This window comes from Streptomyces sp. SID14478 (genome assembly GCF_010548525.1).
In the GTDB taxonomy this organism is placed as follows: Bacteria; Actinomycetota; Actinomycetes; order Streptomycetales; family Streptomycetaceae; genus Streptomyces.
Map to the genome: position 1 here is coordinate 1 of NZ_JAAGMG010001267.1, position 14,074 is coordinate 14,074.

At 71.0% G+C, this 14,074-nt stretch carries 10 protein-coding genes; 4 read left to right on the top strand and 6 right to left on the bottom strand.

Going from position 1 to position 14,074, the window contains the following annotated elements; genetic code table 11:
- Window position 1 precedes the first annotated feature (1 nt).
- Window positions 2–2,950, top strand: coding sequence for an alpha-L-rhamnosidase (locus tag G3I40_RS40505; RefSeq protein ID WP_239092232.1), 2,949 nt, complete (start codon window positions 2–4; stop codon window positions 2,948–2,950).
- A gap of 64 nt (window positions 2,951–3,014) precedes the next feature.
- On the opposite strand, the gene G3I40_RS40510 is transcribed toward G3I40_RS40505, so the two are convergent.
- The 6 genes from G3I40_RS40510 to G3I40_RS40535 form a co-directional block, all read right to left on the bottom strand.
- The gene (locus G3I40_RS40510; RefSeq protein WP_164559816.1) at window positions 3,015–4,040 is read right to left on the bottom strand and encodes a LacI family DNA-binding transcriptional regulator; all 1,026 of its coding nucleotides are present in this window, start codon (window positions 4,038–4,040) and stop codon (window positions 3,015–3,017) included.
- Window positions 4,033–4,353, bottom strand: a complete 321-nt coding sequence (locus G3I40_RS40515; RefSeq protein WP_164559817.1) for an L-rhamnose mutarotase — start codon at window positions 4,351–4,353, stop codon at window positions 4,033–4,035. Before G3I40_RS40515 ends, G3I40_RS40510 begins: the two co-directional genes overlap by 8 nt.
- A gap of 31 nt (window positions 4,354–4,384) precedes the next feature.
- Entirely contained in the window at window positions 4,385–5,476 is a 1,092-nt protein-coding gene (gene rhaS / locus G3I40_RS40520; protein ID WP_164559818.1) for a rhamnose ABC transporter substrate-binding protein, read from the bottom strand.
- A 70-nt stretch (window positions 5,477–5,546) separates the two neighbouring features.
- Window positions 5,547–6,572: an ABC transporter permease gene (locus tag G3I40_RS40525; RefSeq protein ID WP_164559819.1), complete on the bottom strand. Its 1,026-nt coding sequence runs from the start codon at window positions 6,570–6,572 to the stop codon at window positions 5,547–5,549.
- Window positions 6,565–7,620 (bottom strand): ABC transporter permease, encoded by a 1,056-nt coding sequence (locus G3I40_RS40530; protein WP_164559820.1) that lies wholly within the window; start codon window positions 7,618–7,620, stop codon window positions 6,565–6,567. Before G3I40_RS40530 ends, G3I40_RS40525 begins: the two co-directional genes overlap by 8 nt.
- A complete protein-coding gene (locus tag G3I40_RS40535) occupies window positions 7,617–9,128 on the bottom strand; it encodes a sugar ABC transporter ATP-binding protein (RefSeq protein ID WP_164559821.1) in 1,512 nt (503 codons plus the stop codon). Before G3I40_RS40535 ends, G3I40_RS40530 begins: the two co-directional genes overlap by 4 nt.
- A gap of 416 nt (window positions 9,129–9,544) precedes the next feature.
- Here G3I40_RS40535 and rhaI point away from each other — a divergent pair, with 416 nt between their 5' ends.
- The 3 genes from rhaI to G3I40_RS40550 all read left to right on the top strand — a co-directional run.
- Entirely contained in the window at window positions 9,545–10,711 is a 1,167-nt protein-coding gene (gene rhaI / locus G3I40_RS40540; RefSeq protein ID WP_164559822.1) for an L-rhamnose isomerase, read from the top strand.
- Between the two features lie 62 nt (window positions 10,712–10,773).
- The gene (locus tag G3I40_RS40545) at window positions 10,774–12,813 is read left to right on the top strand and encodes a bifunctional aldolase/short-chain dehydrogenase (RefSeq protein ID WP_164559823.1); all 2,040 of its coding nucleotides are present in this window, start codon (window positions 10,774–10,776) and stop codon (window positions 12,811–12,813) included.
- A gap of 126 nt (window positions 12,814–12,939) precedes the next feature.
- On the top strand, window positions 12,940–14,074 hold a 1,135-nt coding region (locus tag G3I40_RS40550; RefSeq protein ID WP_164559824.1), incomplete at its 3' end, for a rhamnulokinase family protein.

Genomic DNA, 14,074 nt, shown 5'->3' on the forward strand with positions numbered 1-14,074 from the left:
CCTGACCGTCGAGCACCTCGACCGGCCGCTGGGGGTGGACGCCGCGCGCCCCCGGTTCGGCTGGCGCCTCGGCTCGCAGCGGCGCGGCCTCGCCCAGGGCGCGTACCGGATCCTCGTCGCGTCCACGCCGGGACGGCTCGCGCCGGGCCGGACCGACGTGTGGGACAGCGGCCGCACCTCCTGCGCCGACTCCGTCGCCGTGCTGTACGACGGGCCTCGACTGCGGCCCTCCACACGGTACTTCTGGACGGTCGCGGCCTGGGACACCAAGGGCCGGCCGCTCGGCACCGCGGCCGCCGCGTCGTTCGAGACGGGCCTGCTGAGCACCGACGGCGTCGCCGGCTGGGACGGCGCGCAGTGGATCGGCATGAAGGGCAAGGCCCCGAACTCGGCGGGTGCGCCGCTCCTCCGCCGCGAGGCCCCGCTGGGCAAGGGCCGCGTCAGCGAGGCCCGCCTGTACGTGACGGCGCTCGGCGTCTACGAGGCGTACGTGAACGGGGAGCGGGTCACCGTCCCGCAGGACGGCGGCCGCACGCCCGAACTGCTCACGCCGGGCTGGACCAACTACGACATGACCGTGAACTACTTCACGTACGACGTCACGGACATGGTCGCGGGCGGCTCCTCGGTGACGCTCGCCGCCGTCCTCGGCAACGGCTGGTACAACGCCCGCGTCTCCGAGGGCAGCACGTACTACTCCCAGGACGGCAATCCCCTCGCGCTCAAGGCCAAGCTGCTGATCCGCTACGCCGACGGCAGCACGCGGAGCGTCGTGACGAAGCCGGGTGAAGGCTGGCGGGCCACCGACACGGGTCCCTACCGCGCCGACGACATCTACGACGGCCAGACGTACGACGCCCGCCAGGAACTCGACGGATGGAGCGCGAACGGCTTCGACACCAAGGGGTGGGCGGACGTCGAACAGGTCGGCTACGCCGCGAAGTTCCCCGACGCCAAGCTCACCGCCTACCCGGGCACCTCGGCCCGGCTGATGGCGAAGTGGGACCGGCGCCCGCAGTCGCTCACGGTCTACGACACGGTCACCGGCGCGTCGTCCAGCGCCAACGGCAAGGGCCGCATCGTGCCCGACCCGGCCCGCTCGACCGCGAAGGCACCGGGACCGGTGACCCTGCGCGCCGGCGACACGGCCGTCTTCGACCTCGGCCAGAACATGGTCGGTGTCCCCCGCTACACGTTGCGCGGCCCCGCGGGCGCCCAAGTCGTCGTGACGTTCGGCGAGATGCTCAACGACGACAGCAAGGGCGCGGACGGCCCGGTGGGCTCCCTCTACCGCGCCAACCTGCGCAGCGCCAAGGCCACGAGCACGTACGTCCTCAAGGGCGCCAAGGACGGCGAGACCCACCAGGACTCGCTCACCTTCTACGGCTTCCGCTACGTCGCGGTGGAGGTGACGACCCCGGACGCCGAGGTCACCGTCTCCGGTCTGACCGGCAAGGTCGGCACGTCCTCGATCCGCGACATCGGCGACGTCAGCACGGACGACGACAAGGTCAACCAGCTCATCAGCAACGTGCGGTGGGGACAGCGCGGCAACTACCTGTGGGTACCGACCGACTGCCCGCAGCGCGACGAGCGGCTCGGCTGGACCGGCGACACCCAGGTCTTCTCGAACACCGGCCTGTACAACACGGACGCCGTGCCGTTCCTCAGCCACTTCGCGGACATCCTGAACGAGTCGCAGAAGATCTACGGCGTGGACGGCGCCCAGTTCACCGCGGTGGCGCCCGGCAACCGGTACAACGCGGCGTCCCCGTGCAGCGGTTGGGCGGACTGCGGCGTCATCGTGCCGTGGACGGTGTGGCAGATGAGCGGCGACACCACGGTCATCGACGGCAGCTGGGAGGCGATGACCCGCTACATCGACTGGATCAAGCAGAAGGGCGGGGACACGTACGCGGGACAGGGCGCGATCTTCGCCGACTGGCTCGCGTTCCAGAACACCGGCACCCAGCTGATGAGCGACGTCTACTACGCGTACAGCGTGCGCCTGATGGGGCAGATGGCGCGGGCCACCGGCCGCACCGGAGAGGCCACGGCGTACGACGGTCTGCTCGCCAACATCCGCAAGGCCTTCCTCGCGAAGTACGTCGAGGTGGACGGCGACAAGATCACCGTGAGGTCGAGCCTCGGCGGCAAGCCGTCGATGGGCGGCGACCCCGAGGACAACAGCCAGTCCGCCCTGCTGTGGGTCCTCAAGCTCGGCTTCTACGACACGCAGGCCCAACGGCGGTCGCTGGTCGGCCTGTTGGCGGACAACATCGGCAACGACGCGGCGTACAAGGCCGCCCACCCCGACAGCGCCCGCGTCCAGTACGCCGAGAACACGCTGTCCGTCGGCTTCCTCGGCGTGAACGTCCTCGCCCCGGTCCTGACCGACGAGGGCCGCGCCGACCTCGCCTACAAGCTGCTGCACCAGAACGCCATGCCGTCGTGGCTGTATTCGGTCGACAACGGCGCGACGACGGTGTGGGAGCGCTGGAACTCGTACTCGAAGGAGGACGGGTTCGGGCCGGTGGAGATGAACTCCTTCAACCACTACTCGTACGGCGCGATCATGGAGTGGATGTACGCGTACATGGCGGGCATCGCCCGCGACCCCGACCACCCGGGGTTCCAGCGCTTCCGGCTCCAGCCGCACCTGGACCCGACCGGCGGCATCACGCACGTGACGGGCCGTCACCAGTCTCCGTACGGCGAGATCACGAGCGAGTGGTCCCTGGCCAAGGACGGGACGCTGACCTACGAGGCGGTCGTGCCCGCCAACAGCGAGGCCACGCTGAGCCTTCCGGCCGTCTCGGCGTCCGCCGTACGGGAGGGGCGCACGCCGCTCGCCTCGGTGGACGGGGTCCGCTACGTCGGCTTCTCGGACGGGCAGGCCACGTACCGGCTGGCGCCCGGGCGGTACCGGGTGACCAGTACGGTCCGCTGACGTGACGCGTGAAGGAGGGGCCGGACGGCGTCCGGCCCCTCCTTCACGGCCTTCGCGCGCGGTGTCACCCCCGCGCCCGGCTCGACCCCCGCACCACCAACTCCGGCCGCAGGACGACGTGTTGGTGGCGGTGCTCGGCCGCCCGCTCCCCCGTCTCCTGGAGCAGCAGCTGCGCCGCGATGGTGCCCAGGGTGAGGGCGGGCTGGCGGACCGAGGTGAGCGGGACGGTGGCCGCCGCGGCGAACTCGATGTCGTCGTAGCCGACGATCGACATGTCCTCGGGGACGCGCACCCCGGCCGCGTACAGGGCCTGCAGGACGCCGAGGGCGAGCAGGTCGTTGGCGCAGAAGACCGCCGTGGGGCGCTGCGACAGGCCCAGCAGGCGGGCGCCGGCGTCGCGGCCCGCCGCCACGTCGAGCCGGTCGGTGGGCAGTTCGCGCAGGAGGTCCTCGGCAAGGCCCGCCTCGGCGAGGGCCTTGCGGGCGCCCTCCCTGCGGTCCTGGACCTGTTTGAGGTGCCCCGGGCCGCTGACGAAGGCGAGGGAGCGGTGTCCGCCGGTGACGAGGTGGCGGACCGCCAGGGCGCCGCCTGCCACGTCGTCGACGGAGACCGAGCACCCCTCCTCGTCGCCGGCGACCCGGTCCACGACCACGTACGGGATGCCGTGGCGGCGGAAGTCGCGCAGGGTCGCGCCGCTCGGGTCCGCCGGGGTGATCAGGGCGCCGCGCACCCGCTGCTCGGCGAAGAGCGAGAGGTACTCGGCCTCCTCCGCGGGGCTCTGCGCACTGTTGCAGACCATGACGCCGAGCCCGGTGTCGCGCGCGGCACGCTCGGCGCCGCGCGCGACGTCCACGAAGAACGGGTTGCCCATGTCGAGGACGAGCAGCGCCATGATGCGGCTGTGCCCGGCGCGCAACTGGCGGGCGTACTCGCTGCGGACGTAGCCGAGCCGGGCGATGACCTGCTGGACGTGGCGCCGGGTCGGCTCGGAGACGCGGTGGGGCTGGTTGAGCACGTTCGAGACGGTGCCCACCGAGACCCCGGCCACGCGCGCCACGTCCTTGATGCCGACCGTCGCCCGCTCACGCAAGGTGGAAGACCTCGGTGAGCGGGACCATGGCGGCGTCCGGGCCCTGCCCGTCCAGCTCCTCGAAGAAGCCCGCCATGTCGGCCTGCCAGCGGGCGTTGACGTCGGTGGCGTCCATGGCGGCGCGCGCCGCCTCGAAGTCCTCCGTCTCCAGGTAGCCGACGAGCAGGCCGTCCTCGCGCAGGAACAGCGAGTAGTTGTGCCACCCGGCGGCGGTCAGCGCCTCCCGCATCTCCTGCCACACGTCCTCGTGGCGTACGCGGTACTCGTCGATCCGGTCGGCCCTGACTCTCAGCAGGAAACAGACGCGCTGCATCAACATCCTCCGGGTGGCTCGGGGCTCAGGATCAGAATTTGAACTGGTCGATGTTCTTCTCGTCGAAGACGGTCGGCTTGCCGAGGGTGACGACGCCGTCCTTCTCGATGGTGAACTCGCCCATGTCACCGGCCTTGAACTTCTCGCCCTCCTTGCCGGTGATCTGGCCCGACTCCAGGGCGACGGCGGTGTGCGCGGCGAGGGCGCCCAGCTGGGCCGGGTCCCACAGCTCGAACGCGTCGACGGTGCCGTTCTTGACGTAGGCCCGCATGTCGTTCGGGGTGCCGAGGCCGGTCAGCTTGACCTTGCCCTTGTACTTGGAACCCGACAGGTACTGGGCGGCGGCCTTGATGCCGACGGTGGTCGGAGAGATGATCCCCTTCAGCTTCGGGTGCTCCTGGAGGAGGCCCTGGGTCTGCTGGAACGACTTCTGGGCGTCGTCGTCGCCGTAGGCGGTCGTGACGAGCTTGATGTCCTTGTACTCGGGCTTCTTCAGCTCGTCCTTCATGTAGTCGATCCACGTGTTCTGGTTGGTGGCCGTCTGGGCCGCCGAGAGGATCGCTATCTCGCCCTTGTTGCCGATCTGCTTGGCCATCTGCTGCACCTGGGTGCGGCCGAGGTCCTCGGCGCTGGCCTGCGAGACGAAGACGTTGCGGCAGTCGGCCTTGGTGTCGGAGTCGTACGTGACGACGCTGACGCCGTTCTTCATGGCCTGCTTCAGCGCGGTGCACAGGGCGCCCGGGTCCTGCGCGGACACGGCGATGGCGTCGGCCTGCTGCTGGGTGAGGGTGTTGACGTAGGAGACCTGGCCGGAGGTGTCGGTGCCGCTGCTGGTGCCGACCTCCTTGTACGTCGAACCGAGCTCCTGGACCGCCTTCTTGCCACCGTTGTCGGAGGTGGTGAAGTACGGGTTGTTGACCTGCTTGGGCAGGAAGGCGACCGTGAGGCCCTTCTTGGTGGCCGCGTTCGGGTCGGCCTTGCCGGCGGCGTTGGACTTGGCCGCGTCCTTGTCGGCGTCGTCCTTCGTGGTGCCGCCGCACGCGGTGACGCCGAGGACGAGGGCGGTGGTGACGGCGAGGGCCGCGGAGAGTCGACGGGTTCTGGCGGTGGCGGTCCGGGACATGGCAGTTCCTTCGGTGGTGGGCTGTGCGGAATCGTGCGGGGACAGAAGGTGACTGAAGGGCGTCGCGGTTTCAGGAGGCGACGGGCGTCGGCGGTGGCGCCGCCGTCTCGGCCGTCCTGCGACGGGCCCTCGTCTGGGCGACCTGGCGGCCGACGCGCGGGGCGAGCACGGAGATCACCAGGAGGACGCCGGTGACGACGATCTGGGACTGGGCGGAGACGTTCAGCAGGCTCATCACGTTCTGCAGCGAGCCGAGCAGGAAGACGCCCGCGATCGCGCCGCCGAGCGTGCCCCGGCCGCCGTCGAAGTCGATGCCGCCGAGCAGCACCGCGGCGATGACGGACAGTTCGAGGCCGGTGGCGTTGTCGTAGCGGGCGCTGGCGTAGTGCAGGGCCCAGAACACGCCGGTGAGCGCGGAGAGCACGCCGGTCGTCACGAACATGGACAGCTTGAGCCGCTTGACGCGGACGCCGGAGAAGCGGGCGGCCTCCTCACTGGCGCCGATCGCGAACAGCGAGCGGCCGAGGCGGGTGGCGTGCAGCACGACGATCGCGAGGGCCAGGAGCACGACGAACGGCAGCGCCGCGTACGGCAGGAACGTGTCGCCGAACCGGCCCGCGCCGAAGTCCAGGTACTGCGAGGGGAAGTCGGTGACCGAGTCGGAGCCGAGCACGATCTGGGCGATGCCCCGGTAGGCGGCCATGGTGCCGATGGTGACGGCGAGGGAGGGCAGGCCGAGGCGGGTCACGAGAAGCCCGTTGACGAGGCCGCAGACGACGCCGAGCACGAGACAGATCGGGATGATCGTCTCGATGGCCGTGCCGTTGTTCCACAGGGCGCCCATGACGGCCCCGGACAGGCCGGCCGTGGAGCCGACCGACAGGTCGACCTCGCCGGAGATGACGAGCATCGTCATCGGCAGCGCGATCAGGGCGATGGGCAGGGTGTTGCCGATCAGGAACGAGATGTTGAGCGCGTTGCCGAAGTTGTCGACGAACGAGAACGAGCAGAGCAGCAGCACGATCAGCAGGGCGCCGACCGCGGTGTCCCAGCGCACGGCGCTCTTGAGGTATTCGGCCTTGAGGCGGTCAGGCATGGCGGGCGCTCCTCATCTGTGCGGCCTGCTTGCGCAGCACTGCGGCGACCCGCAGGGCCAGGATCCGGTCGACGGCGATGGCGAGCAGCAGCAGGATGCCGTTGATGGCGGTGACCCAGACGGAGCTGACGCCGATGGCGGGCAGGACGCTGTTGATGGAGGTCAGCAGCAGTGCGCCGAGGGCCGCGCCGTAGACGGTGCCGGAGCCGCCGGTGAAGGCGACGCCGCCGACCACGACGGCGCTGACGACGGTGAGTTCGTAGCCGTTGCCGGTGGCGGAGTCGACGTTGCCGAAACGGGCGAGGTAGAGGGCGCCCGCGAGTCCGGCGAGGGCGCCGCACAGCACGTAGGCGGTCATGATGCGCTTGCGTACGGACACGCCCGCGAGGGTGGCGGCCTCGGGACTGGAGCCGAGCGCGTACATGTCGCGGCCGCTGCGGTAGCTGCGCAGGTAGTAGCCGACGCAGAGCAGGACGGCGACGGCGAGGAGCGCCAGGTAGGGCACGATCCAGATGCCGTCGTGGCCGAAGTCGACGAAGCCGTCCGGCAGGTCGGCGGCGACGATCTGCTGCGAGCCGACCCAGATGGAGTCCAGGCCGCGCACCACGTACAGGGTGCCGAGCGTGACGACGAGGGCGGGGACCTTGCCGAGGCTGACGAGCGCGCCGTTCAGGACGCCGAACAGGGCGCCGATCGCGACGGCGTAGAGGACGGCGATCAGTGAACTGCCGCCGCCCTGGAGGTAGTCGCCCGCGGCGAAGGCGGAGATGCCGAGCACGGAGCCGACGGACAGGTCGACGTTGCGGGTGATGACGACGACGGCCTGGCCGGTGGCGACGAGGACCAGGATGGTGGCGTTGAGGAGGAGGTCCTTGACGCCCTGCTCGGACAGGAACTGCGAGTTGGAGACCTGCGTGGCGAGCAGCATCACGACGAGCACGCCGGCGACGGCCAGTTCGCGCGCCTTGAAGACCTTGTCGATCAGGCGCCTGCCCGCGGTCGGTTCCGGTGCGGAGTGTTCCCGCACCGGAGGAGCGGTGACGGTCATGCGGCCCTCCCCGTGGCTGCGGCCATGACGGACTCCTCGGTCGCTTCGGTTCGGGTCAGTTCGGCGGTCAGGCGGCCTTCGTGCATGACGAGCACCCGGTCGGCCATGCCGAGGATCTCGGGCAGGTCGGAGGAGATCATCAGGACGGCGACGCCCTCGGCGGCGAGCGAGGACAGCAGGCGGTGCACCTCGGCCTTGGTGCCGACGTCGATGCCGCGGGTCGGCTCGTCGACGATGAGGACCTGCGGCCCGGTGGCGAGCCACTTGGCGAGGACGACCTTTTGCTGGTTGCCGCCGGACAGGGTGCCGACGACGTCGGCGAGACGCGCGTACTTCACCTGGAGCTTGACGGACCAGTCGAGGGAGCGGCTGCGCTCGGCCTTGCGGTTCATCAGGCCGGCCCGGCTGGTGTCGGAGAAGCCGGTGAGGCCGATGTTGCGCTCGATGGACATGTCCATCACGAGGCCCTGGGCGCGCCGGTCCTCGGGGACGAGCGCGAGGCCCGCGTGCATGGCGAGGCTCGGGGCGCCGGGCTTGAGCCTGTTGCCGAGCACCTCGACCTCGCCGCCGTCGAACCGGTCGACGCCGAACACGGCGCGGGCCACCTCGCTGCGACCGGCGCCCACCAGCCCGGCGAGGCCGACGATCTCGCCGCGCCGCACCTCGAAGGAGACGTCGGTGAAGATCCCCTCCCGGGTCAACCGGCTCACCTTCAGGGCGACTTCACCGGTCTGGGTGTCCTGCTTGGGGTAGAGCTCGTCGAGGTCGCGGCCCACCATGCGGCGCACGAGGTCGTCCTCGGTCAGGCCGTCGAGGGGTTCGCTGGCCACCCAGGCACCGTCGCGCAGCGTCGTGACGCGCTGGCACAGCTCGAAGATCTCCTCCAGGCGGTGCGAGATGAACAGCACGGCGGCGCCCTGTTCGCGCAGCGTGCGCACGACGCCGAAGAGGCGGGCCACCTCGCTGCCGGTGAGGGCGGCGGTCGGCTCGTCCATGATCAGGACGCGGGCGTCGAAGGAGAGGGCCTTGGCGATCTCGACGAGCTGCTGGTCGGCGATGGACAGGCCGCGCGCCGGCTGGTCCGGGTCGAGCGCGACGCCGAGCCGGGCGAACAGATCGGCCGTGGCCTCCTTGACCGCGCGGTGGTCGACGCGGCCGAGCGAGCGGCGCGGCTGACGGCCCATGAAGATGTTCTCCGCGATCGACAGGTCGGGGAAGAGCGTGGGCTCCTGGTAGATGACGGCGACACCGGCGTCGCGGGCGTCGGCCGGTCCGTGGAAGTCCACCGGGGCGCCGTCGAGCAGGACCGTTCCGGTGTCGGGCCGGTGCACCCCGGCCAGGGCCTTGATCAGGGTCGACTTGCCGGCGCCGTTCTCCCCGGCGAGGGCGTGCGCCTCTCCGGCGTACAGGCGCAGGCTGACGCCACGCAGGGCGCGCACCGCACCGAAGGACTTGCTCACCCCCTCCAGCGCGAGCACCGGAGCGGTCTCCGGTTCAGGATGCGTCATTGCATGTCTCCGTGAGTGTGCGGGGTGGGCCGTGCCGAGCGCACGAGAGTGACTGACTGAGGGCGCCGGGTCGATCACCGGCGTGAAATGTTTCAGTGAAGTTGCCCGGAAGCTAGCTCCGCCCCTGCGGGAAGGTCAAGGGGCCGGAGTGCACCCGATCCACCGAACCGGTGCCGTACCGCCCCCTTCGCACACCCCCGCTCTCTCGTGAACTGCAGGGAAAAAGCGCAGAGAACACCGCCCGGTCCGGCAACAGCACAATTGCGTAACGCACAGGGCCCGTGCCGGACCCCTTGACGGCCGGACCGCCCGGGGTTAACTTCCCCAGCGAAGTGAATCGATTCACGCCCGGCGTTCCGTCGGCGCGTGCTCGATTCGGATTCCCTTCCCACGGACCCGCGCACCCAGAGGTGGACATGCCCGACATCGCTGCCGTGAAGGCCGCACTCACCAACCAGCGGATCGAGACGCCGTCCTGGGGCTACGGCAACTCCGGCACCCGCTTCAAGGTGTTCGCCCAGGCCGGTGTGCCGCGCACACCGCAGGAGAAGCTCGACGACGCGGCGAAGGTGCACGAGTTCACCGGCATCGCGCCCAAGGTGGCACTGCACATCCCGTGGGACACCGTCGACGACTACGCGGCCCTCGCGGCCTACGCGAAGGAGCGCGGCGTCGAGCTCGGCACCGTCAACTCCAACACCTTCCAGGACGACGACTACAAGCTCGGCAGCGTCTGCCACCCGGACCCGAAGGTGCGGCGCAAGGCCGTCGGTCACCTTCTGGAGTGCGTCGACATCATGGACGCGACCGGGTCCAAGGACCTCAAGCTGTGGCTCGCCGACGGCACCAACTACCCCGGCCAGGACGACATCGTGGCCCGCCAGGACCGTCTCGCGGAGTCGCTCGCCGCGGTCTACGAGCGCCTCGGTGACGACCAGCGCCTGCTCCTGGAGTACAAGCTGTTCGAGCCGGCCTTCTACACGACGGACGTGCCGGACTGGGGCACCTCGTACCTGCAGTGCCTGAAACTGGGTGAGCGGGCCCAGGTCGTGGTGGACACCGGGCACCACGCGCCGGGCACCAACATCGAGTTCATCGTCGCGCTGCTGCTGCGCGAGGGCAGGCTCGGCGGCTTCGACTTCAACTCCCGCTTCTACGCGGACGACGACCTGATGGTGGGCTCCGCCGACCCCTTCCAGCTCTTCCGCATCCTGCACGAGGTCGCGGGCAACAGCGGCTTCGACGCGGAGACGAACGTGGCGTTCATGCTCGACCAGTGCCACAACATCGAGGCGAAGATCCCCGCCGTCATCCGGTCGGTGATGAACGTCCAGGAGGCCACCGCCAAGGCGCTCCTGGTGGACCGCGACGCGCTGAGCGCCGCACAGCGCGACGGCGACGTCCTCACCGCCAACGCGACGCTCATGGACGCCTTCAACACCGACGTGCGCCCGCTGCTGCGCGAACTGCGCGAGGAGCAGGGCCTCGCCCCCGACCCCGTCGCCGCTTACCACGCCTCGGGCTGGCAGGAGCGGATCGTGGCCGAGCGGGTGGGCGGCGAGCAGGCCGGCTGGGGGGCGTGAGACCGCACCCCGCACCGCCGCCCCGCTCCTGGCACGCCTCTCCTTGAAGGACTGATCACCGCATGGCTACGCACCCCGAGGTCGCCGCGCTGCTCGCGCGCTCCAACCGGCTCGGCTCCGACCCCCGCAACACCAACTACGCGGGCGGCAACACGTCCGCCAAGGGCACCGCCACCGATCCCGTCACCGGCGCGGACACCGACCTGATGTGGGTGAAGGGGTCCGGCGGCGACCTCGGCACCCTCACCGAGGGCGGCCTCGCGGTGCTGCGCCTGGACCGCCTGCGGGCGCTCACCGAGGTGTACCCGGGCGTCGAGCGCGAGGACGAGATGGTCGCGGCGTTCGACTACTGCCTGCACGGCAAGGGCGGTGCCGCGCCGTCCATCGACACCGCGATGCACGGCCTGGTGGACGCCGCCCACGTCGACCACCTCCACCCCGACTCGGGGATCGCCCTGGCCTGCGCGGCCGACGGCGAGAAGCTGACCGCCGCGTGCTTCGGCGACAAGGTGGCCTGGGTGCCGTGGCGGCGGCCCGGTTTCCAGCTCGGCCTGGACATCGCCGCCCTCAAGGCCGCCCACCCCGAGGCGATCGGCTGTGTGCTCGGCGGGCACGGCATCACCGCGTGGGGCGACACGGCCGAGGAGTGCGAGGCGAACTCGCTGTTCATCATCCGCACCGCCGAGACGTTCCTCGCCGAGCACGGCAAGGCCGAGCCGTTCGGTCCGGTCATCGAGGGCTACGCGGCGCTCGGCGCCGCCGAGCGCCGGGTGCGGGCGGCCGAACTCGCCCCGGTGATCCGGGGGTTGGCGTCCACCGACCGCCCGCAGGTCGCTCACTTCGACGACTCGGGCACCGTCCTCGACTTCCTGGCGAGCGCCGAGCACCCGCGGCTCGCGGCGCTCGGCACCTCCTGCCCCGACCACTTCCTGCGCACGAAGGTGCGCCCGCTCGTCCTCGACCTGCCGCCGTCGACCCCGGTGGAAGAGGCGGTGTCCCGGCTCAAGGAGCTGCACGCCGCGTACCGCGAGGAGTACGCCGCCTACTACACGCGGCACGCGGCGCCCGACTCCCCGGCGATGCGGGGCGCGGACCCCGCGATCGTGCTCGTGCCCGGCGTCGGCATGTTCTCGTTCGGCAAGGACAAGCAGACGGCGCGCGTCGCGGGCGAGTTCTACGTCAACGCGATCAATGTGATGCGCGGCGCCGAGGCCGTCTCCACGTACGCGCCCATCGAGGAGTCCGAGAAGTTCCGCATCGAGTACTGGTCCCTCGAAGAGGCCAAGCTCCAGCGGATGCCGAAGCCCAAGCCGCTGGCCACCCGGGTGGCGCTCGTCACCGGCGCCGGGTCCGGCATCGGCAAGGCCATCGCCCACCGCCTCGCCGCGGAAGGCGCCTGCGTGGTCGTCGCCGACCTGAACGCGGACGGGGCGGCGGCGGTCGCCGAGGAGCTGGGCGGCCGGGACAAGGCCGTGGCGGTCACGGTGGACGTCACGTCGGAGGAGCAGATCACCGAGGCCTTCAAGGCCGCGGCGCTCGCGTTCGGCGGGGTCGACCTGGTCGTCAACAACGCCGGTATCTCCATCTCCAAGCCGCTGTTGGAGACGACGGCCAGGGACTGGGACCTCCAGCACGACATCATGGCCCGCGGCTCGTTCCTCGTCTCGCGGGAGGCGGCGCGGGTGATGCGCGCCCAGGCCATGGGTGGCGACATCGTCTACATCGCCTCCAAGAACGCGGTGTTCGCCGGCCCCAACAACGTCGCCTACTCCGCGACCAAGGCCGACCAGGCGCATCAAGTCCGGCTGCTGGCAGCAGAGTTGGGCGGCGACGGCATCCGTGTCAACGGCGTCAATCCGGACGGCGTCGTGCGCGGCTCCGGCATCTTCGCGGGCGGCTGGGGCGCGCAGCGCGCGGCGACGTACGGCATCGAGGAGGAGAAGCTGGGCGAGTTCTACGCGCAGCGGACCCTGCTCAAGCGCGAGGTCCTGCCGGAACACGTCGCCAACGCCGTGTTCGCCCTGACGGGCGGCGAGCTGACGCACACGACGGGCCTGCACGTACCGGTCGACGCGGGGGTCGCCGCGGCGTTCCTGCGCTGAGACTCCCAGGGGGTCGCCGGCCACCCGGCGACCCCGTGCGCAGGCGCGGGGAACTGCGCGCGCGACCCACGACCACCAGCAGCAGCCGGTCACACGGCAACCAGCAACGGCCCGAAGGCGATTCCCATGCCCACAACCCCCTACGCCGCAATAGACCTGGGCGCCTCGAGCGGCCGAGTGATCACGGCCCGGATCACCCCGGACACCCTGCGTCTCAGCGAAGCACACCGGTTCGCGAACAGGCCCGTCCGCACCGGCCCCGCCCTCCACTGGGACGTCCTCGGCCTGTACGCCGGCATCCTGGACGGCCTGCGCAAGGCGGGCGCGGTCCGCTCGGTCGGCATCGACAGCTGGGCCGTCGACTACGGCCTCCTGGACGCGGACGGCGCCCTGCTCGGCAACCCGTTCCACTACCGCGACCGGCGCACGGAGCACGTCGCCGAGAAGGTGTGGGCGGCGCTCCCCGCGGCCGAGCTGTACGCCGCAACGGGCATCCAGTACGCACCGTTCAACACCCTGTACCAACTCGCCGCCGCCCGCGAAAGCGCCCAACTCACGGCGGCCCGGCGTCTGTTGCTCATCCCGGACCTCCTCACGTACTGGCTCACGGGAGAGCAGGGCACCGAGCTGACGAACGCCTCCACCACCCAGCTGGTCGACCCGCGCACGGGCGACTGGGCGCACGACGTGGCGGCGCGCGCCGGCATCGATCTGGACCTGTTCCCCGCGCTGCGCCGCCCCGGCGACCGGGCCGGCGAGCTGCTCCCCCACGTCCTCGACGAGACGGGTCTGACCGGGCCCGTGCCGGTGACGACGGTCACCTCGCACGACACCGCGTCGGCCGTCGCCGCCGTCCCCGCGACCGAGCGGAACTTCGCGTACATCTGCACGGGCACCTGGTCCCTCGCGGGCCTCGAACTCGACGCCCCCGTCCTGACGGAGGCGAGCCGGGCCGCGAACTTCACGAACGAGCTCGGCATCGACGGCACGGTCCGCTACCTGCGCAACATCATGGGCCTGTGGCTGCTCCAGGAGTGCCAACGCGCCTGGGGCGAAACGGACTTGACCGAACTGCTCGACGCGGCCGCACGGGCCGACTCGCTGCGTTCCGTCATCGACGCGGGTGACCCCGCGTTCCTCGCGCCGGGCGGCATGCCGGACCGGATCGCCGCCGCCTGCCGCGCCACCGGCCAGCCGGAGCCGCGCACCCGCGCGCAGATCACGCGCTGCATCCTGGACTCGCTGGCCCTCGCGCACCGCC